Origin of the sequence: Neisseria shayeganii 871, from assembly GCF_000226875.1 — a bacterium.
In the GTDB taxonomy this organism is placed as follows: Bacteria; Pseudomonadota; Gammaproteobacteria; order Burkholderiales; family Neisseriaceae; genus Eikenella; species Eikenella shayeganii.
Genome location: NZ_JH164926.1, coordinates 1,334,749 through 1,355,386, shown reverse-complemented (window position 1 = coordinate 1,355,386; position 20,638 = coordinate 1,334,749). Strand labels below are relative to the sequence as shown.

The window sequence follows — 20,638 nt, the reverse complement described above, 5'->3', positions numbered from 1 at the left end:
GCAAAACCGCCAGATGTAGATGCAGTTCAAGGCGTAGCAGCGCAGCGAGCGTGAACGCTAGGACTCCCCGTGGGACAGACATATCTCTAGATAGGCAAGCGAGCGAGCAGTACCCATAGGGCATAAACGCACAATGCAGAAATGCGCCGCAGATGGCGGTTTTGCAAAGGTCTCAGGCTACCTGAAAATAATGCCGTCAGGCCGCATCTTCATGAATAAAGCGTACCCCGGCCAGCTGCGATTGCAGTACGGCCTGCCTGATGGCCGCCAGTGCTTTCGGGCGCACGAAATTGCGGCGGCTGGCCAGCACGATGCGGCGCTGCGGCACCGGCGGCTCGAAAGGCACGATGGAGAACAACAGGTGGTCGTTGTCGGTCAATGCACTGGAGGGCAGCACGCTGATGCCCAAGCCGCTGGCCACCATGTGGCGGATGGTGTTGATGGAGCTGCCTTGCACGGTATTCGCCAAACCGGGTATCCGTTGGCGCGAAGCGAGTTCGGAGCAGCTTTCCATGATTTGGTCGCGCAGGCAGTTGCCTTCGTTCAGCAGCAAAACCTGTTGGCTGGCCAAAGCATCGGCGGATACGGCGTCCAACTCCTCAAACTCATGGCCCTTGGGCACGATCACGAAAAAAGGCTCGTCATACAAGGGCGAGGTCACAATGCCCGGTTCGTGATAGGGGGCAGCCACCACCAGGGCGTCCAAGTCGCCTTTTTTGAGGCGGTCGGTTAAGGCTTGGGTGTAGTGCTCCTCCAGCATCAGCGGCATGCCGGGTGCCAGCTGGCGCAGCGACAGAATCAGGCGCGGCAGCAGATAGGGGGCAACGGTAAAAATCAAGCCGAGTTTGAAGGCGCCGCTCAACTCGTTTTGTTCGATGGCCGCCATATGCTTGATGCGGTCGGCCTCTTCCAAGACACGGTGGGCTTGTGCCACGATGCGCTCGCCTGCCTCGGTGGTTTTCACTTCGCTGCTGCTGCGGTCGAATAGGGAAACGGCCAGCTCTTCCTCCAGTTTTTTGATGGCAATGGAGAGCGTGGGCTGGCTCACGAAGCAGCGTTGGGCCGCCCGGCCAAAGTGGCGCTCCTGCGCCACGGCTACGATGTAGCGTAACTCGGTCAGGGTCATGTTCGGTCGGCCTCGGCTTTGCGTTGCGCGTCCGGCAGAATGATGTTGAGCTCCAAAACGTCCACGCCGTCTTGTTTTTCTTGCGAAATGCGGATGTCATCCAGTGAGACGTTGACGTATTTGGACAGCACTTCCAGCAGTTCTTTCTGCAGGGTAGGCAGGTAGTCGGGCGCCTGCTCTTTCACGCGCTCCTGTGCGATGATGATTTGCAGGCGGTCGCGCGCGACTTGGGCCGACTTCTGTTTTTTGCCGAACAGCATATCGATCAGAGACATGGCCTTATCCTCCGAACAGGCGTTTCAGGAAGCCTTTTTTCTCGGCTTCCAAAAAGCGCATTGGACGGTTTTCGCCCAATAGGCGGGCCACCACGTCTTGATAGGCGTTGGCGGCGTCGGCATCGTTTTGGTGGATCACCGGCGAGCCGGCGTTGGAAGCCTGCAGCACGCTTTGCGATTCGGGAATCACGCCCAACAGCGGAATGCGCAGAATGTCGGTGATGTCATCTACCGAAAGCATTTCGCCTTTTTCCACGCGCTCGGGGTTGTAGCGGGTAATCAGCAAGTGTTCTTTAACGGTTTCGCCTTGCTCGGCTTTGCGGCTTTTGCTCTGCAAAATGCCCAAGATGCGGTCGGAGTCGCGCACGCTGGAAACTTCGGGATTGGTGGTGACGATGGCTTCGTCGGCGAAATAGAGCGCCATCAGCGCGCCGGTTTCTATGCCGGCGGGCGAATCGCAAATCACGTATTCGAAGCCCATTTTTTCGGTGAGCTCCTGCAGCACGCGCCCTACGCCTTCGCGGTTGAGGGCGTCTTTGTCGCGGGTTTGCGAGGCAGGCAGGATGTAGAGCTGGTCGCAGTGTTTGTCTTTGATCAGCGCCTGGTTGAGCGAGGCTTCGTTTTGGATTACGTTGACCAAGTCGTACACCACGCGGCGTTCGCAGCCCATGATCAGGTCGAGGTTGCGCAGGCCGACGTCGAAGTCGATCACGGCGGTTTTGTGGCCGCGCAGTGCCAAGCCGCTGGCAATGCTGGCGCTGGTGGTGGTTTTGCCTACACCGCCTTTGCCGGAGGTGACTACGATGATTTTTGCCACAATAAATTCCTTTTGTGTTGGTGAATGGGGTTTCAGGTAGCCTTTCGGACTCAGGCCTTTGCAAAACCTTCAGATGTGGATGCCGTTCCAGGCGTAGCAGCGCAGCGAGCACAGGCCTATCAGACAGATAGGCAAGCGAGCAAGCAAGCGCACTCTAGGCGTAAACGCACAACGCGGAAATGCTCTGCAGATGGGGGCAAAGGTCTCGGGCTGTCAGTCTCCGAGGGCGGCTACTACCAAACGGCCTTCCTGCAGATAAACCTGCACGGCTTTGCGGTGCAGATGGGCAGGCAGGTCTTGATCGAAGGTGCGGTAAATGCCGGCCACCGACACCAGTTCGGCCTGCATGGACTGCACGAAAATACGGGCGTTTTGGTCGCCGTCGGCGCCGGCCAGGGCGCGGCCGCGCAGCGGGGCGTAAACGTGGATATGGCCGTCGGCAATCACTTCCGCGCCTTCGCTGACCATGCCCAGCACAATCAAATCGGCATTTTCGGCATACACCTGCTGGCCGGTGCGGATGGGGCGTTCCACCACCAAGGTTTTGCGCGCCCCGACTACGGGCGGCGGGGCGGTCGCAGCGGGCGGCGCTTCGGGCAGGGGAATGCTTTTTTCTTCGTTGCGCGAAGGGCCGCAAAACGCCAGATGATAGGCCTGGGCCACCGGCAGCCATTGTTCGTCGGCGTGGCGCAGGGTGCCCAAGCGCAGGCCGTAGCGGGCGAAAAGATCGAGAATGCTGCCCAAGTCAAAAGTATCGGGGTCGTCCAGCGCCTGAACATCCAACAGCAGCGGCATATCGGCAAACGCGCGGTATTGCACCGCCCGCTCTTCCAAGGTCTGGCGGACGGCCGCCGGATCGGGGCTGTTCAGTTGCACCGCCAGGGCGTCGAGGCGGGCGGATTTGATGTCGAAAGCGGGTTTCATCAGGCGGCAGACGGGTGTTAAACGGGCGGAGTTTACCGTTTTATCCACAGCGCATCAATCGGCTACCTGAAAAGGGCGGATGTTCAGGTAGCCTGCTGCTGCCGTGCCGCATTAAGGCTGCTGCACTATGCGGTGATAGCGGCCCGGCGCGAGGCGCACGCTTTGGCGCAGGTCGTCGCGGCCGCACCAGCGGATGTCGAGCTGCACTTCCGCCACCGCCGCCTTGCCGAGGCCGAACAGGATGCGGCGGTCGTTTTGCGCGGCAAAGCCGTTGTTGGCGTACACCTCGCGGTGTTGCGCCGTCAGGCCGGCTTGCGGCAGTAACTGCACCTTGCTGCCCAGTGCGTCACGGTTGCAGCGGCGGCCGTCGCCCACCAATTCCAGCCCCAGCCAGCCGGCGGCCTGGCTGTCGTTGCGGTAGAGGCTGGGCGGGGCGGTCATGTGGGTCACCAATACATCGGCATCGCCGTCGTTGTCGAAGTCGGCGGTAATCATGCCGCGCGAAGTGCCTTTTTGCGTCCAGCCCACTTGTTCGGCCACATCGACAAAATAATCGCCGCGGTTGAGATACACGCGGTTGGCTTCGTGGCCGAAGATGCAGCGGCCGCGCACGTCGGCCCAGCGGTCGGCATAGCCGTGCACCTCGGGGCCGGTGAGGGCGATTTGGGCGTTCCAATACCAGTAATCGGGGCAGGGCGTTTCGCCGGGGTCGTAGGCGTTGTCGGCCATGCCGTTGGCCTGCAGCATGTCTAAGCGACCGTCGCGGTTGAGATCGACGAAGGCGGCACCCCAGCCGAAGCGGCGCTCGTTGAGGGCATTTCGGCGGCCGGCTTCGTCGCGCAGCATGTCGGGGCTGTGTTCGCCGGCTTGGCTGTGGTTCATCCATAAGAGACTGCCTTCGGCCTGCAGTTTGTGGTGCACATTGGAAACGTGGATGTCGGGTCGGCCGTTGTCGTCGAGGTCGCCGAAGGTGGCGTTCATGCCTTTGTAGGTGTCGCGGCCGATGCTGCCGGCGAGCCGGCCCTGCACGGGGCTGAAGCCACGGCCTTGGCGGTTGATATAGAGTTGGTCGGGGCCGAAGTCGTTGGCGAAATAAATATCCGGCCAGCCGTCGTCGTTGAGGTCGCCGGTGGCGGTGGCCATGGTCCAGCGGCGGCCGCCAAAGCCGCTGTCGGCGGCGGGCACGGCGGCAAAGCGGCCTTGGCCGAGGTTGCGGTAGAGCCAGTTTTCGTCGGCGTTGTCGGCATTGTGCCAGGAGCGGTGCATCACGTTGAACATGCGCCGGTCGCCCTCGTATTCGGCTTCAGGTAGCCGGAAGATGGAGTAGCGCACGGGGCGGTTATAGTCGGGCAGGTGGCGCTGCATGATGTTGGTAACGATGACGTCCAGCCGGCCGTCTTGGTCGGCGTCGAGCACATTGGTGGAGACGCTGATTTGGTAGGCGTCCAACCCGGCTTCGCGGCTGGTGTCGCTAAAGCCGAGGCGGCCGGTTTCGATCAGATCGTTGCGCAACAAACGGCCCGGGCCGAAACCGGTGCCCAACAGCAAATCGGCATCGCCGTCGTTGTCCATGTCAAACCAGGTGGCGGCGGCAATCAGGCCGTGCTGTTCAGGTAGCCTGCGCTGTGCGTCGAGCATGGGCAAATCGAAACGCTCGAAGCGGAAACCGCCGCGGTTGAGCCACAGCTGGGCGCGGTCGGCCTCGCTTTTGAGGGGTTGGGTGAGAAAGACGTCGGGCAGGCCGTCGAGATCGACATCGGCCACCGCAGCGGCATCGCCAACCGACAACAGCCATTTGGCCACATGGTGCATGCGCGGGTCGGTGCGCTGCCAGATGTCGCCCGGCTCGCCGACTAGGCCGCTGACGGCGGCGGGGATTTCGGTGAGGTGGAAGCCGGCTGCATCGGCATCGCCGAAAGCATGATTGGCACGATACACCCCCCAGCCGCCCAGGCCGAGGGCGGCGATCACCGCCAGCGCGCGCCCTTGTTGGCGCAGCACCGTGCGCCACGGCGTTTGCCCCTGCCGCCACCACAGCCAGGCCCAGCGCAGGGTGAAATAGGCAAAGGCGGCGTAAAACAGGGTGGAAAAACTCTGAATGCGGTGCAGCAGCAAATCCACCACCACGATAAACAGAGCCATGCCCACCTGGCCGCGGCGCGAGTTGGGCGAGGTGGGCGGATCGGTGATCATGAAAAAGGTAAACAGATAGAACGCCGGCGAGGAGAAGGCACCCAAAAACAGGGTTTCCGGCGGCAGATGGTGTTGCAGCACCCAGGCGCGCAAGGCCAGCTGGATGGCATAAAACACCAAAAACGACACAATCAGCGCGCTGCGGCGGATATTGAGGGCAAACAGCATCAGAGCGGCGGTCACCACGAAAAACGCAGTCACGCCCGAGCCGCCCCATTGGTAGGCCGGAGCGGGGGTGATCATGCCCTGGCTGAGGGTGAGCGCGGCGATGACGCCGAACAGGCCGGGGTTATACACATGGCGGCCGTTGACGGTGCACACATATTTGGAGGCGATGGCGAAAAACGGCGGGATGGCCGCCAACCACAGGCCGTGGGCGAAATTGGTGAGGATGGACAAACCCATGCCGGTGATGGCGGCACTTAAGGGCACGAGCAGGGTTTTGCGGCGCAACAGATAATGCAGGCCCATATCCAAGAGCACGCACAGCGACACGATAAAGGCTACCTGAAGCGGGCTGCGGTTAAAGCCCCACAGCGTCATGCCGCAAATCACAAAAGTGGTGAGCAGGGCAAAAACCGCCCAGCGCGGGTCGTGTCGGGTGGGGAGGCGTTCGAGTGGCGGCATGGTCGGCATGAAGCGGAGCAATATTCAAGACAGGCGGATTATCCCCTGTTTTCCGCCCGGCTTAAAGGGTGGCGGTTTGCCTTTGCTCGGCAGCAGCCCGCTTTTTCATCTTGCGGAAAATACTATACAATCCGCCCCTTGTGCCGGCCGGGCAGGGTTTGGACGCTCAAGCCCGGCCGCCGTTTCGATAACCGGGAACGGCACGGTTTAGGCTACCTGAAAACGGCAAGATGCGGCTTTCAGGTAGCCTGATGCCGTTTCATTGAGATGATTAAGGAAGTCATGTCTTTGCTGCATACTGTCGGCTCGTTTTTGCTGGCGATTGTGATTTTGGTGAGCCTGCACGAGCTGGGGCACTTGCTGGTGGCGCGTTGGTGCGGCATCAAGGTGCTGCGTTTTTCCGTGGGCTTCGGCAAACCGTTTTTGAAGAAACGCTGGCGCGGCATCGAATGGTGTTTGGCGCCGATTCCGCTGGGCGGCTATGTAAAAATGGTGGACACCCGCGAAGGCAATGTGGCCGAGGCCGATCTCCCTTATGCGTTCGACAAGCAGCACCCGGCCAAACGCATCGCCGTGGTGGCCGCCGGCCCGCTCACCAATCTGGCCTTGGCCGTGTTGCTCTATACGCTGACTTTCAGCACCTTCGGCGTGAAAGAAATCCGTCCGGTGGTGGGCACGGTGGAGCGCGGTTCGATTGCCGAGCAGGCCGGTTTCCAAGCCGGCGACACCATCCACAGTGTCAATGGCAAAGCCGTTGCCAATTGGGGCGACGCCCAAGCCGAAATCATCATCAATTTGGAAGCCGGCCGCGTTCAGGTAGCCGTCAGCGATGCCGACGGCCGCGCCGCCGAGCGTTCGATTGATGTGGCCGACACCCCGCAGGCGGCGCAAGCGGCCAAGCGCGGCGGCTATTTCGGCTTGGTGCCGTTTAAGGTGGAGAACACGCTGGAGACGGTGGCGCCCGATTCGCCAGCCGCGCGCGCCAGTTTGCAAAAAGGCGATACCATCGTAGCGGTCAACGGCGAGCCCACCGCCACCTGGCAGGATGTAACCGCCATTGTGCGCGCCCACCCGCAAGACCGGCTGAGCGTGGACTACGTGCGCAACGGCCAAGCCCGGCAAACCTTTCTGCGGCCGGACGCCAAGCCCGACGGCAGCGGCAAAAGCTACGGCTTTGCGGGTTTCAGCGGCCGGAGCAACCAAGCCTGGGCCGAGCAAAATACCCGTCATTACCGGCCTTCGGTCGGCCAAGCCTTTCTGCTGGGTACCGAGCGGCTCTACAGTTATACGGTGCTGACCGGCAAGCTGTTCGCCCGCCTGCTCACCGGCCAGGCTTCCATCAGCCACATTTCCGGCCCGCTGACCATTGCCGACTATGCCGGCAAAACCGCCGATGCCGGTTTGCCGGCCTATCTGGAGTTTCTGGCGGTCATCAGCATCAGCCTGGGGATTTTGAACTTGCTGCCGATACCTGTTTTAGACGGCGGTCATTTAATGTATTATGCCGCCGAATGGATTCGGGGCAAGCCCGTGAGCGAGCGCGTGCAGATGCTGGGCATCCGCATCGGACTCTCGCTGATGCTCATGCTGATGCTGGTGGCTTTCTTCAACGATATTACCCGCTTATTTGGATAACCATGAAACTGAACAAACTCTCTTTCGCTTTGATTGCGGCCGGCCTGTCGTCTTGGGCGCTGGCGGCCGATCCGTTTACCATTCAGGACATCCGCATCGAAGGTCTGCAGCGTACCGAGCCGGCAACCGTGTTCGGTTTCCTGCCCATCCAAATCGGCGGCACTTTTGCCGACGGCGACAGCGAGCAAATCATTAAAAACCTTTATGCCACCGGCCTGTTTGACGATGTGCGGGTGGAAACCCTGGGCAATCAGGTCTTGCTGACGGTGGTGGAGCGCCCGGTGATCAGCAGCGTTACCGTTACCGGCGGCAAGGTTCTGCCCAGCGATGCCATCAAAAGGAATTTGGATACTTTCGGTTTGGGCCAATCCCAGCCCTTTAATCAGGCCGTATTGAGCCAGGCAGTGGCCGCGCTGCAGCAGGAATACACCAACCACGGCAAATATGCGGTGAAAATCACGCCGCAAGTGAACCGCCTGTCGCGCAACCGCGTGGACATCGCCATCAATATTGACGAAGGCGACACCACCCACATCCGCGAAATCCAGTTTGAAGGCAACCAGGCCTTCTCCGCGCGCACCCTGCGCCGCCAGATGCAGCTGGATGAAAACGGTTGGTTGAGCTGGCTGTCGAAAGACGACCGTTTTTCCGATGAGAAATTCCGGCAGGATTTGCAATCCATCACTGAGTTTTATCAAAACGAAGGCTACTTCGAGGGCCGGGTGGAGGATGCTGATGTCCGCTTCAACGAAGACAAAACCGAGCAAACGCTGTGGGTGAAAGTGCACGAAGGCCCGCGCTACCGTTGGGGTCAGGTGCGCATCGAAGGCGACAGCCGCGAGGTGCCGAAAGAGGAGTTGGAAGGCCTGCTCACCATGCGTACCGGCAAGTGGTATAACCGCGAACTGATGGTAGACAGCCTGCGCGCCATCCAAGACCGTATGGGTCAGGCCGGTTATGCGCTCAATCAGGTATCCGTGCTTCCTCAGCCTGACGCGGCCAACCAAACCGTCGATTTCGTGTTGGTGGTGAATCCCGGCCGTAAAGTGTATGTGAACCAGATCAACATCACCGGCAACAACAAAACCCGCGACGAAGTGATCCGCCGCGAAATGCGCCAGTTGGAAGCCGCGCCTTACGATTCGGCCAAAATCAACCGCTCCAAAGAGCGCATCCAGCTGTTGGGCTACTTTGACGAAGTGACCATGGAAACCCGTCCGGTCGAGAATACCCCGGATCAGGTGGATGTGGATGTGGCGGTAAAAGAGCGCTCTACCGGCTCGATTGAAATTGCCGCCGGCTGGGTGCAGGACACCGGCTTGGTGCTCTCGGCCGGCGTGTCGCAAGACAATCTGTTCGGCACCGGCAAATCCGTCAGCCTGCGTTTGGCGCGCGGTAAAACCCAAAACACCGCCTCTCTGTCGTTTACCGACCCCTACTTCACCGCCGACGGCGTGAGCCTAGGTTACGACGTGTATTACCGCGGTTTTATGCCCTACAAAGCGGAGAGCAGCAGCAGCGGCTCCAATAATTACGAAACCACCCGTGTCGGCTTCGGCGCGCGCATGGGCGTGCCGGTGACCGAGTATGACCGCGTCAATTTCGGCTTGGGCGTGGAGCACCTGCAGGTAAAACTGCACGGCGATCCGAAATTCCAGCCCTACCGCTACCGCCAGTTCATCAATGACCACGGCGAGAAAAACTGGATTTTGAAAGGCAATGTCGGCTGGGGCCGCAACACCACCGACGACGCGCTGTGGCCGACCCGCGGTTACATCACCAGCGTGAATGCGGATTTGGGTCTGCCCGGCGGCGATTTGCAATACTATATTTTCACCCACGACCAACGCTGGTTCTTCCCGCTCAGCAAAAACTTCACTCTCATGCTCAGTGGTGAGTTGGGCTATGCCGGCAGCTACGGCGGTACCCCCAATCTGCCCTTCTTCAACAATTTCTACGGCGGCGGCTTGGGCTCCGTGCGCGGTTACGAGAGCGGCTCTTTGGGCCCCAAGGTTTATGAGAGCGGCAATGGCGGTCAATCCACCGTCAATTACGGCGGCACCTATAAAGCCTTTGCTTCGGCGGAGCTGCTGTTTCCGCTGCCGGGCATCAAAGACCAACGTTCGGTGCGTCTGAGCCTGTTTGCCGATGCCGGCAGCGTGTGGGACGGTAAAACGTATAACAACCGTGCCTATGACGTGAGCAACCCCTACGGCAGCAACGGCTACTACACAGGCGAACACAAATCCTCCTTCAGCAACGAACTGCGCTATTCCGCCGGTGCGGCGCTGACTTGGCTCTCACCTTTGGGTCCGATGAAGTTCAGCTATGCTTTCCCGCTGAAACGTCAAGACCGCGACCAAGTCCAACGCTTCCAATTCCAGTTGGGCACCACTTTCTAATTGTTGTGAGGAATCGGGCATGATGAAGTTGACTCCCACCCGCTTGGCCGCCGCCCTGTTGCTGCCTTTGCTGGTTTCTTCTGCGTTGGCGCAAGGGGTGCAGAAACTCGGTTTTATCGATACCGAGCGGGTGTATCGCCAGTCCACCCAGGCGCAGCAAATCCAAACCACGCTGCAAAACGAGTTCGGCAGCCGCCAGCAGGCTTTGCAGCAGCTGCGCGACCAAGGCGTGTCTTTGCAGGCGCGTTTGGACAGCGGCCGGCTGAGTGCGGAAGAATACCGCCGCACCGAACAGCGCCTGATCGAGCTGGACCGCAATCTGGTGCGCCAGGCCGCCCAGCTGGCGGAAGAATACAATCTGCGCCGCAATGAAGAGTTTGCCGCTTTGCAGCACAATGCCAACCGGGTGATTGAGCAGCTGGCGCAGCGCGGGGGCTACGACGTCATTCTGCGCGATGCGGTGTATGTGAACAGCAAGTTCGACATTACCGACGAAGTCATCCGCGAGCTCAACCGCCAATAAAGGCTACCTGAAAGATGCAGAAACAACTGTCTGACATCACGGCCGCGCTCGGCGGCCGTATTGAAGGGCGCGATGTGGCCGTGGCGCAGATCGCGCCCTTGCATTTGGCGGCCGACGGCGACATCAGCTTTGTGGCCGGCAGCAAACATTTGGCCGCCGCCCAAGAGAGCCGAGCCGAAGCTTTGATTGTGGACGAGCAAACCGCTGCCGAGCTGGGCGGGCGCAACCTGATTGTCTGCCGCAACCCCTATCTGTATTTCGCCCAAACCACCCGTCTGTTTCATCCCGTGCCGCCGCTTCGGCCGGGCGTCCACCCCAGCGCGGTGGTGGAGCCCAGTGCCCGCGTGCCGGCCAGCTGCGAAATCGGCGCGAATGTGTTCATCGGCCCCAATGTGGTGTTGGGCGAAGGCTGCCGCATCGGCGCCAACAGTGTGGTGGAAGAGGACTGCGTGTTGGGCGACGGTGTGGTGCTGCACCCCAATGTCACCGTTTATGCCGGCTGCGGTATCGGCAAGCGGGTGGAAATCCATGCCGGCGCCGTCATCGGCGCCGACGGCTTCGGCAATGCCTGGACCGGAGAAGCCTGGTACAAAATCCCGCAAATCGGCGGCGTGCTGATTGGCGACGATGTGGAAATCGGCGCCAACACCACCATAGACCGCGGCGCCTTGGAAGACACCGTGGTGGAGAACGGTGCTAGAATCGACAATCTCGTGCAAATCGCCCACAATGTGCGCATCGGCGCGCACACCGCCATTGCCGCCTGTGTGGGCATTGCCGGCAGCACCCGCATCGGCGCCTATTGCCAAATCGGCGGTGCCGCCATGTTTGTGGGCCACATCGACGTGGCCGACAAAACCTTCATCGGCGGCGGCACCTTGGTCAGCGCTTCTATTGAGCGGCCGGATTACTACGCCAGCTCCTACCCCCTGCAAACCCATAAAGACTGGGTGCGCAACGCCGTGCACTTGCGCCGCCTGAATGAATTGCACCGCCGCGTGAAAGCCTTGGAGGCCGCAGCGGACACACCCGCAAAGGAAAAATAAATGGCATACGACCTGCCCATCGATATCCGCACCCTGCAGCAACTGCTGCCGCACCGTTATCCCTTCTTGCTGATCGACCGCGTCACCGCCTACGAGCCGGAAAAAACCCTGACCGCCATCAAAAACGTCACCATCAACGAGCCGTTTTTCCAAGGCCACTTCCCCGGTTTTCCGGTGATGCCCGGTGTGCTGATCATCGAAGCGCTGGCGCAGGCCGCCGGCACCTTGGCCATTCTCAGCCGCGGCGGCCGCAACGATGACGAAATCTATTTTTTCGTCGGCATCGACAACGCCCGCTTCAAGCGCCAAGTGGTGCCGGGCGACCAGCTGGTGTTTGAAGTGGAAGTCATCACCCACAAACGCGACATCGGCAAATTCAAGGCCGTGGCCAAAGTGGACGGCCAGATTGCCGCCGAAGCCGAAATCATGTGTGCCAAACGCACCGTAGAAAAATAAACCCAGCGTTTTCAGGTAGCCTGCCGTGAGTCAGGCTACCTGAAAACACATCCGTGCGGCCCTTCAAGCTGTGTGTGCGGCACCGGCGCTTGGGCCGGGAAAGAATGTCATGAGCCTTATCCACCCCACCGCCGTGGTCGATGCCAAAGCCGAGCTCGATTCCAGCGTCAAAGTCGGGCCCTACGCCGTTATCGGCCCGCATGTGCAAATCGGCGCCGGCACCGAAATCGGCCCCCACGCCGTGATTGAAGGCCACACCACTATTGGCGAGCACAACAAAATCTTCCAGTTCGCCAGCCTCGGCGCCGTCCCGCAAGACAAAAAATACCGCGACGAACCCACCCGCCTGATCATCGGCAACGGCAACACCATCCGCGAATTCACCACCTTCAATCTCGGCACCGTCACCGGCATCGGCGAAACCCGCGTCGGCGACGACAACTGGATCATGGCCTATTGCCATCTGGCGCACGACTGCGTGGTGGGCAGCCACACCATTTTCGCCAACAACGCCTCGCTGGCCGGACACGTTACCATCGGCGACTATGTGGTGCTCGGCGGCTACACATTGGTGTTCCAGTTCTGCCACATCGGCCCCTATGCCATGACCGCCTTTGCCGCCGGCGTGCACAAAGACGTGCCGCCCTATGTGATGGCCTCGGGCTACCGCGCCGAACCGGCCGGGCTGAACAGCGAAGGCATGCGCCGCAACGGCTTTTCCGCCGAGCAGATTGCCCGCGTGAAAGAAGTGTATAAACTGCTCTACCGCCAGGGCCTGAGCCTGGAAGAGGCCAAAGCCGAAATTGTGCAGCGGGCCGACAGCGCGCCCGAGCTGGCGGTATTCAAAGATTTCTTCGCCGCCTCCAGCCGCGGCGTCATCCGCTGACCCCTTCCGTTGCCAGGTTTTCAGGTAGCCTCGAAAACCCTTCGGGCTACCTGAAGCGTTGACGAAGGTTTCCGGCCGCTTGCCGTGGAGCCCAACCATGAACCCAAGCCAATTCCGTTCGCCTGTGCCCTTGAAGCGGGAAGACGACAGCGTGCGCCAATACGTTTATCTCACGTATGCGGCCTTTTTCATCGGCCTCATCAGCGGCGGCACCGGCACGCTGGTGGGCGTGATCATGGCCTATCTGCGCCGCAACGAGCTGCGCGGCACGCCGTATTTCGACCACCTGCATTTTCTGATCCGCACATTTTGGTTCAGCCTGCTGGGCTACCTGATCTGCCTGCCTTTGCTGCTGGTGTTGATCGGCTGGCCGCTGGCGGTGTTGGTGACCATTTGGCACGTTTACCGCCTGATTGCCGGCTTGCTCCGGCTGCATCAGCGCCAAGCCATCCATGCTGACGGCTGGACCGTATAGTCGGCCGCTTCACATTGAGGGCTGCCGGTTCAGGTAGCCTGCTGCTGCGATTTCCCGATGATTGAACGAGCTTCTGTTTCCGAATTCCACACCCTGCACGGCTTGCGGCTGCATATCCGCCGCTGGCCCGCGCCCGGCCGCCCGAAAGTGGTGCTGTTGCACGGTTGGATGGATTGCGGCGCCGGTTTCCAATTTTTGGCCGACCGCCTGCACGACTATGATGTTTATGCTCCCGACTGGCGCGGCTTCGGCCTATCCGAACACCAAGTCCACGGCCATTACGACCGCGCCCTGATGATGGCCGACCTGCACGCCCTCGGCCGCCTCATCAGCCCGGAGCAGCCCTTGCACCTGTTGGGGCACAGCATGGGCGGCATGCTGGCCGCCCATTATGCCGGCGCGGTGCCGGAGCGGGTGGGCAGCCTGATTGTGGTAGAAGGGTTCGGCATAGAAAACGGCAGCGTGGCCGAATCCGACCGCCGCAGCCGCGCTTTTCTCGCCGCCGTTGCTGAGCTGCCGCAGTGGCCTGTGTTGCCCGATGTCGAAGGCGTGGCGGCCAAGTTGCAGAAACGCAATCCCTTGATCAGCCCCCGGCAGGCCGCTTTTCTGGCCGATGCGCTCACCCGCCGCCGCTCCGACGGCCGCGTGGTGTACCGCGCCGACGCCAAGCACAAAATTCCGCAGCCCCAACCCTACCGCCTCAGCGTAGTGCGCCATCATTGGCAAAACATTCAAGCGCCGGTTTTGTGGGTGGAAGGCGGGCAGGTGCCGCACAACCATTATCTGCAGATGCTGGGCGAAGAGCTGGAGCGGCGTTATCAGGATTTCGGCCGCCCCGAACGGGTGCGTATTCCCCACAGCGGCCATATGTTGCAATGGGAAGCGCCGCAGGAGTTGGCCGAGGCCGCTGACCGTTTTTGGCGGCAGGTACAGGCTACCTGAAAAGCCGACGGCTCACTTAGCCGTCTTGGGTGCTGATCCGCCGGCTTTTCAGGTAGCCTGTTGCCGCAAACCGTGCCACAATCCGCCCGTTCCCCGTCTGTTTCGAAAGCCGCATCATGACGCCCATTCTTGCCTTCGATATCGAAACCGTCCCCGATGTGAACGGCATCCGCCTGCTGTGGGATTTGCCGGCCGACGTGCCTGCGGCCGAGGTAGTGGCATTCGCCCAACAGAAACGCCGTGCGCACAACGGCAGCGATTTCATGCCGCACCATTTGCACCAAGTGGTGGCCGTTTCCTGCTGCATGCGCTGGGGAGGCGACCACCTCCACATCGGCACCATCGGCGAAATCGGCGACGACGAAGAAACCGTGATTGCCAAATTTTTCGAGCTGATCGAAAAATACACCCCCCAGCTGGTGAGCTGGAACGGCGGCGGTTTCGATTTGCCCGTGCTGCACTACCGCGCCCTGATTCACGGCATTGCCGCCGCCCGCTATTGGGACATGGGCGAGGGCGATTTCGGCGACAGCCGCGAATTCAAATGGAACAACTACATCAGCCGCTACCACAGCCGCCATTGCGATTTGATGGACTTGCTCGCCCTCTACCAGCCGCGCGCCGCCGTGCCTTTGGACGACATGGCCAAATTGTGCGGCTTTCCCGGCAAGCTGGGCATGGACGGCAGCCGCGTGTGGGAAGCCTTCCATGCCGGCCGCCTGCGCGACATCCGCGATTACTGCGAAACCGATGCCGCCAACACCTATTTAATGTATCTGCGTTTCCGCCTGATGAGCGGCGCGATGGATGCCGACGAGTATGAGGTGGAAATCAAGCGCCTCAAAGGCTACCTGAAAACCCAGGCCGGCAAAGCGCATTGGCAGGAATTTCTGGCCGCGTGGCATTGATGGCAGGCGGCAGCGTTTTCAGGTAGCCCCAGGCCTCCCTCTCCATTTCTTTCATGATGATCCCTCTGCAACGCATCGTTTTAATCGGCGTCGGTCTGATCGGCGGCTCTTTTGTGCTCGATTTGAAGCGCAAAGGCTTGGTGCGCGAAGTGGCCGGCATCGATTTGGATGCCGACAATTTGGCGCGGGCATTGGAGCGCGGCGTGGTGGACAGCGCCCACACCGCCTTGCAGGCCGATGTGCTGGCCGGCGCCGATTTGGTGTTGTTGGCCACGCCGGTGGCGAGTTTGCCGGCCTTGTGCCGAACATTGGCGCCGCTGCTGCCCGATCACTGCCTGGTCAGCGATGTCGGCAGCACCAAACAGTCTGCCTTGGCGGCTTTTGCCGAGCACCTGCCGCAACACCTGCCCCGCTGTGTGGCCGCCCACCCGATTGCCGGTTCCGACCGCCACGGCGCCTTGGCGGCCCAGTTCGGCCTGTTTCAAGACAAAAAACTGGTGTTGTGTCCGCACGATCGGCAAGATGCCGCCGCCTTGGCGCGTGTGGCTTCGCTGTGGCAGGCGGTGGGCGCGCAAACCTGTTGCCTGAGCGCCGAAGAGCACGATGCTGTTTTTGCCGCCGTTTCCCATCTGCCGCATTTGCTGGCCTATTCCTATATGCATCAAGTGGCGACGGCCGCCGACAGCGCCAAATGGCTGGATTTTGCCGGCTCGGGTTTTCGCGATTTCACCCGCATTGCGGCCAGCTCGCCCACGGTTTGGGCCGACATCACGCTGGCCAACCGCGACAGCCTGCTGGCTTTGCTGAGCGCCCAGCAGCAGGAGTTGGCCGACTTGCAGCAATGGCTGCGGGACGGCAACCGAGCTGCCTTATTGGATTTCTTTCGGGTAGCCAGCCGGGCGCGGGAAGATTGGCAAAACCGCTGAGCGGATCGGTAATCGGCTTAAATATTCGGATTCGAAAATAAATATTGCCAATTGGATTCGATTTGGAAAATTCCGCCAAGAGAAACAGGCGGGCAAGCGGATTATCCGGCAGCTGTGTTGCTTTTTTACTGATTGGTGCAAAAAATCGAAATTTAAGCTTGACGTTTTCGGTGCGAACGCGTAAAATGCCAGCCATTGAAGCGACAGCAATGCCGTTTCAATAGTTTCTCCTCTATTTCTCCTTTGTAGACTTGGGCGCACATTGCAAAATGTGCGCATTTTTTTGCGCAAAATTCCTGATGACGGGCGTTTTGTTGCCGACTTTTCTCTGTGCGGGGCATGGCTGTGCCGAGCGGCCGGGGGATAGCGCATAAGTGGCGCATAAGGAAAACAAAACACACCATTTTGTTCGGAGTCGCGCATGAATTGGTAAAGGAAGATAAATTATCGACCAAGCGCTTGCTTTCTGCGTTTCACTTTCTTATAATTCACTTCGTTAGGTGGTCAGCATGATTACTTGACAGTTTCTCCTCTATTTCTCCTTTGTAGACTTGGGCGCACATTGCAAAATGTGCGCATTTTTTTGTCTGTTCAATTTGCAACGATTTGCCTACAATAGCCGCCTTTGCGAACAGACACTCAGGAGCAGCCAGATGGCAAACGGATTTTTATCCCAAGATCTTAACGGTAAAGTGGCCTTGGTTACCGGTGCGGCCAGCGGTTTGGGCAAGGATATTGCGCAAACCTATGCCCGTGCCGGTGCGGCGGTAGGCATTGCCGACATCAATCCGGCTGCCGCCGAAGCGGCGGCCGAAGAAATTCGCGCCGAGGGCGGCCGCGCCATGGCCGTGGCGATGGACGTGACCGACGAGGCCGCGGTGCAGGCCGGCACCGACAGTTTGGCGGAGGCGTTCGGCCGTTTGGACATTCTGGTGTCCAACGCCGGCATCCAAATCATCAACCCCATCGACAAGCTGTCTTTGGCCGATTGGAAAAAAATGCTGGCCATTCACCTGGACGGCGCGTTCCTCACCACCCAAGCCGCGCTGAAGCATATGTATGCACAAAACAGCGGCACGGTCATTTATATGGGTTCGGTGCATTCGCACGAAGCCAGCCTGTATAAAGCCCCGTATGTCACCGCCAAGCACGGCCTGCTCGGCCTGTGCCGCGTGTTGGCCAAAGAGGGCGCGGCGCATCAGGTCCGCTCGCACGTGATTTGCCCCGGCTTTGTGAAAACGCCTTTGGTGGAAAAACAGATTCCCGAGCAGGCCAAAGAAAAAGGCATTACCGAGGAAGAGGTGGTGAAAAACATCATGCTCGGCCAAACCGTGGACGGCGAATTCACCACCACACAGGATATTGCCCAGCTGGCCCTGTTTTTGGCGGCCTTCCCCACCAATGTCTTTACCGGCCAGTCTTTCTTGGCCGGCCACGGTTGGCACATGAAATAAATACTGACCGTGAACCACAAATATAGTCGAATAAAATAAGAAGGAGGCAAGGCGGCCAGCCGCAGAGAGTACGGCAAGGCGCAGCCAACGCCGTCTCGTTCTTACTTTTCAATAACGATAAAACAGGCTACCTGAAACGGCAGTGGTTTCAGGTAGCCTTTAACAGCCATCAGAAAGGAATCAGCATGTCTTTGCAAGAAGCCGTCAAGCCTTACGACCGCATCACTCTGCTGTTGCAGGGCGGCGGCGCACTCGGCGCCTATCAGGCCGGGATTTACGAAGGGATCCACAACAACGGCATCCGCATCAACAGCATTTCCGGCATTTCCATCGGCGCCCTCAACACGGCCGTGATCGCCGGCAACCCGCCGGAAAAGCGGATCGAAGCCCTGCGCGGCTTTTGGGAAACCATCACCCGCCGCAACTACACCAGTGACGCCTTCAATCCTTATAAATACATGCTCAGCCACATCGGCTGGTGGGAGCAGATTCCCGGTGTGGCCCACGCCTTTCCCCATGTGTTTGAAAATTCCTTCCTCAAACAGCAGTTACGCACTTTGGAAAGCAGTACCGAGGCCTTCCAGACCATGCTGGAGGGGCAGCGCGGCTTCTTCAAACCGCGCTACCAGATTCCTTTTAATACCACGCCCAACCACCTCAGCCATTACACCACCGACCAGCTCTACCGCACGCTGGAACGTTTCTGCGATTTGGATTTGGTCAACCGCCCCGACGTGATGCGGGTTTCTGTGAGCGCGGTGAACGTGCGCAGCGGCAACTACGCCGTGTTCTGCAACGAAAACGAAGAACTGCGTTACGAGCACTTCATCGCCTCCGGCGCGCTGCCGCCCGGCTTTCCCGCAGTAGAAATAGATGGCGAGTTTTATTGGGACGGCGGCATGGTGTCCAACACCCCGCTCAACGATATTCTCGAGCATGAAGAATCGCTCAAGCAGCTGATTTTCCAAGTGGACTTATGGGATGCGCGCGGCAATCTGCCCGACAACATGAAAGCCATCGACGAGCGGATCAAAGACATCCAGTATTCCAGCAAAACCCGCATGATTACCGACGTGATGGGCCAGCGCCTGCGTTACAACCGTCTGATCAAAGAGCTGTTGGCCATGATTCCGGACAAAAAAAACCAAGCCGCGCGGCGGGCGATTGCCGAAGCCGAAGCGCTGGCCGACGTGGGCGTCAAAAATGTTATCCACTTAATTTACCGCAAGAAAAGCTACGAGCGCGGACACAAAGATTACGAATTCAGCAGCAATACCATGCACGACCATTGGGACAGCGGCCTGCACGACATCGCGCAAACTTTCCGCCATACCGACTGGTTCGAACTGCCGCCGGACGACGAAATTTTCGTTACCCACGATATCCACGACAAACGGCGCCAGATGTCGCAAAAAGGGCGTTGAGCCTGAGTGGCCGGTTTTCTCAAAACCGGAATTAAATAAAGGCTACCTGAAAAGTTTTTCAGGTAGCCTTTGGCGTTTGCCGGGCGGCAGACGGACAAGATCAGCGGGCCGGTGCCGGATTGATCAGAATTTCTACGCGGCGGTTTTGCGCACGGCCGGCTTCGGTGGCGTTGCTGGCAATCGGCGAGCGTGAGCCGTAGCCCACGGTGCTGATGCGGTTGGCCGCCACGCCGCGGCTGTGCAGATAATTGGCCACCGATTGCGCACGCTGTTGCGAGAGCGGGTTGTTGATGTGGTCGCCGCCGGTATTGTCGGTGTGGCCGGCCACGGTAATCGTGGTTTCCGGATATTGCGACAACACGCCGGCCACGGTGTTCAGCGATTGGACGGCATCACCGCTCAGGGCGGCGCTGTTGGTGGCGAAGGTCACGCCGCTGGGCATGGTCAGCTTGATTTGGTCGCCTTGGCGCTCCACTTCCACCGGCGTGTTGGCCAGCTCGTCACGCAGGCGTTTTTCCTGAACATCCATATACGCGCCGACACCCGCGCCCACCAAGCCGCAGCCCAAGGCCGCATTGCGGGCGCCTTTGCCGCCGTGGGTAATCGCGCCGACGGCGCCGCAGGCCGCTGCGCCGCCCAAGCCGTAGAGCGCGGTTTTGGAAATGGTTTGCTGGCCGGTAACCGGGTCGGTCACGCAGCCACTCAGGGCCAGGGCGGCTGCCGTGGTCAGGGTCAGTAAAGATTTGCTCAGTTGCATGGCGCTTCCTTTCTTTATTATGGTTTGGCCGAAGTGCCGGCCGGTGGGAAAACGCTTTCACTATAGCAGGCTGATTGCGCCGGCAGCGCCAAAAACGTCAAAAAGCCGCAGCTTTTACGCTGCGGCCGATGTTTTTTACCCAATCCTACAGTTTGCCGGCCGCTTCGGCCAAATAGGCGGCCACGCCCTCGGCGTCGGCCTTCATGCCTTTGTCCCCTTTTTGCCAGCCGGCCGGACACACTTCGCCGTGTTGTTCATGGAACTGCAGGGCATCCACCATGCGCAGCATGTCGTCCACATTGCGGCCCAGAGGCAGGTTGTTCACCACTTGGTGCTGCACCACGCCGTTTTTGTCGATCAGGAAGGAGCCGCGCAAAGCCACGCCTTCGTCGCTTTCCACATCGTAGGCGCGTGCGATTTCATGCGTGATGTCGCCCACCATGGTAAAACCCACTTGGCCGATGCCGCCCTGCTCAACCGGCGTGTTGCGCCAAGCGGCATGGGTAAAGTGGCTGTCGATGGACACGGCGATCACTTCCACATGGCGCTTTTGGAATTCCGCCAGCCGGTTGTCGAAAGCAATGATTTCGGAAGGGCAGACAAAGGTAAAATCGAGCGGATAGAAAAAAACCACGGCATATTTGCCTTGGGCCGCTTCGGCAAAGCTGAAGTCTTCGCTCATGCTGCCGTTGCCCAAAACGGCGCAGAATGTTTTGCGCTCGCCGTGAAAGAAGGGGGCGGGTTTGTTGACCAATACGGCCATAGTGGACTCCTGAACGGTAATGGGAAAACGCTTAAAACGGCAGCCGCCTGACCCAGGCTGCCGAGTGCGGCTTCAATTT

19 protein-coding genes are annotated in these 20,638 nt (G+C 59.8%); 12 read left to right on the top strand and 7 right to left on the bottom strand.

From position 1 onward, the window contains the following. Positions 1–196: 196 nt before the first annotated feature. The 5 genes from HMPREF9371_RS06255 to HMPREF9371_RS06235 form a co-directional block, all read right to left on the bottom strand. Positions 197–1,126 (bottom strand): hydrogen peroxide-inducible genes activator, encoded by a 930-nt coding sequence (locus tag HMPREF9371_RS06255; protein ID WP_009119143.1) that lies wholly within the window; start codon positions 1,124–1,126, stop codon positions 197–199. After that, positions 1,123–1,401, bottom strand: coding sequence for a cell division topological specificity factor MinE (gene minE, locus HMPREF9371_RS06250; protein WP_009119142.1), 279 nt, complete (start codon positions 1,399–1,401; stop codon positions 1,123–1,125). Before minE ends, HMPREF9371_RS06255 begins: the two co-directional genes overlap by 4 nt. A gap of 4 nt (positions 1,402–1,405) precedes the next feature. Then, on the bottom strand, positions 1,406–2,218 hold the full coding sequence (minD, locus tag HMPREF9371_RS06245; protein WP_009119141.1) for a septum site-determining protein MinD: 813 nt from the start codon (positions 2,216–2,218) through the stop codon (positions 1,406–1,408). Positions 2,219–2,431: 213 nt separating this feature from the next. Further along, positions 2,432–3,142, bottom strand: a complete 711-nt coding sequence (gene minC / locus HMPREF9371_RS06240) for a septum site-determining protein MinC (protein ID WP_040660280.1) — start codon at positions 3,140–3,142, stop codon at positions 2,432–2,434. A gap of 111 nt (positions 3,143–3,253) precedes the next feature. After that, on the bottom strand, positions 3,254–5,962 hold the full coding sequence (locus tag HMPREF9371_RS06235; RefSeq protein ID WP_050797939.1) for an FG-GAP-like repeat-containing protein: 2,709 nt from the start codon (positions 5,960–5,962) through the stop codon (positions 3,254–3,256). Between the two features lie 291 nt (positions 5,963–6,253). Here HMPREF9371_RS06235 and rseP point away from each other — a divergent pair, with 291 nt between their 5' ends. The 12 genes from rseP to HMPREF9371_RS06175 all read left to right on the top strand — a co-directional run bounded on the left by rseP (position 6,254) and on the right by HMPREF9371_RS06175 (position 19,039). Further along, entirely contained in the window at positions 6,254–7,597 is a 1,344-nt protein-coding gene (rseP, locus tag HMPREF9371_RS06230) for an RIP metalloprotease RseP (protein WP_182123169.1), read from the top strand. 2 nt (positions 7,598–7,599) lie between these two features. After that, on the top strand, positions 7,600–9,999 hold the full coding sequence (gene bamA, locus HMPREF9371_RS06225; protein ID WP_009119137.1) for an outer membrane protein assembly factor BamA: 2,400 nt from the start codon (positions 7,600–7,602) through the stop codon (positions 9,997–9,999). A gap of 19 nt (positions 10,000–10,018) precedes the next feature. Then, a complete protein-coding gene (locus HMPREF9371_RS06220; protein ID WP_009119136.1) occupies positions 10,019–10,522 on the top strand; it encodes an OmpH/Skp family outer membrane protein in 504 nt (167 codons plus the stop codon). A gap of 14 nt (positions 10,523–10,536) precedes the next feature. Continuing rightward, a complete protein-coding gene (gene lpxD, locus HMPREF9371_RS06215) occupies positions 10,537–11,568 on the top strand; it encodes a UDP-3-O-(3-hydroxymyristoyl)glucosamine N-acyltransferase (RefSeq protein ID WP_009119135.1) in 1,032 nt (343 codons plus the stop codon). Then, entirely contained in the window at positions 11,569–12,024 is a 456-nt protein-coding gene (gene fabZ / locus HMPREF9371_RS06210) for a 3-hydroxyacyl-ACP dehydratase FabZ (protein WP_009119134.1), read from the top strand. Between the two features lie 109 nt (positions 12,025–12,133). After that, positions 12,134–12,910: an acyl-ACP--UDP-N-acetylglucosamine O-acyltransferase gene (gene lpxA / locus HMPREF9371_RS06205; protein WP_009119133.1), complete on the top strand. Its 777-nt coding sequence runs from the start codon at positions 12,134–12,136 to the stop codon at positions 12,908–12,910. Between the two features lie 97 nt (positions 12,911–13,007). Beyond that, a complete protein-coding gene (locus tag HMPREF9371_RS06200) occupies positions 13,008–13,385 on the top strand; it encodes a DUF4870 family protein (protein WP_009119132.1) in 378 nt (125 codons plus the stop codon). 57 nt (positions 13,386–13,442) lie between these two features. Next, positions 13,443–14,327 (top strand): alpha/beta fold hydrolase, encoded by an 885-nt coding sequence (locus HMPREF9371_RS06195; protein ID WP_009119131.1) that lies wholly within the window; start codon positions 13,443–13,445, stop codon positions 14,325–14,327. A 116-nt stretch (positions 14,328–14,443) separates the two neighbouring features. Continuing rightward, positions 14,444–15,235 (top strand): 3'-5' exonuclease, encoded by a 792-nt coding sequence (locus HMPREF9371_RS06190; protein ID WP_009119130.1) that lies wholly within the window; start codon positions 14,444–14,446, stop codon positions 15,233–15,235. A 53-nt stretch (positions 15,236–15,288) separates the two neighbouring features. Then, positions 15,289–16,161, top strand: a complete 873-nt coding sequence (locus HMPREF9371_RS06185) for a prephenate dehydrogenase (protein ID WP_009119129.1) — start codon at positions 15,289–15,291, stop codon at positions 16,159–16,161. A gap of 653 nt (positions 16,162–16,814) precedes the next feature. Beyond that, positions 16,815–17,615, top strand: coding sequence for a 3-hydroxybutyrate dehydrogenase (locus HMPREF9371_RS06180; RefSeq protein ID WP_040660275.1), 801 nt, complete (start codon positions 16,815–16,817; stop codon positions 17,613–17,615). Positions 17,616–17,800: 185 nt separating this feature from the next. Next, on the top strand, positions 17,801–19,039 hold the full coding sequence (locus tag HMPREF9371_RS06175) for a DUF3734 domain-containing protein (protein ID WP_009119127.1): 1,239 nt from the start codon (positions 17,801–17,803) through the stop codon (positions 19,037–19,039). A 100-nt stretch (positions 19,040–19,139) separates the two neighbouring features. Here the strand turns inward: HMPREF9371_RS06175 and HMPREF9371_RS06170 are convergent, their stop codons facing one another. Beyond that, positions 19,140–19,796 (bottom strand): OmpA family protein, encoded by a 657-nt coding sequence (locus HMPREF9371_RS06170; protein WP_009119126.1) that lies wholly within the window; start codon positions 19,794–19,796, stop codon positions 19,140–19,142. Between the two features lie 145 nt (positions 19,797–19,941). After that, the gene (locus HMPREF9371_RS06165) at positions 19,942–20,559 is read right to left on the bottom strand and encodes a peroxiredoxin (RefSeq protein ID WP_009119124.1); all 618 of its coding nucleotides are present in this window, start codon (positions 20,557–20,559) and stop codon (positions 19,942–19,944) included. Positions 20,560–20,638 lie beyond the last annotated feature (79 nt).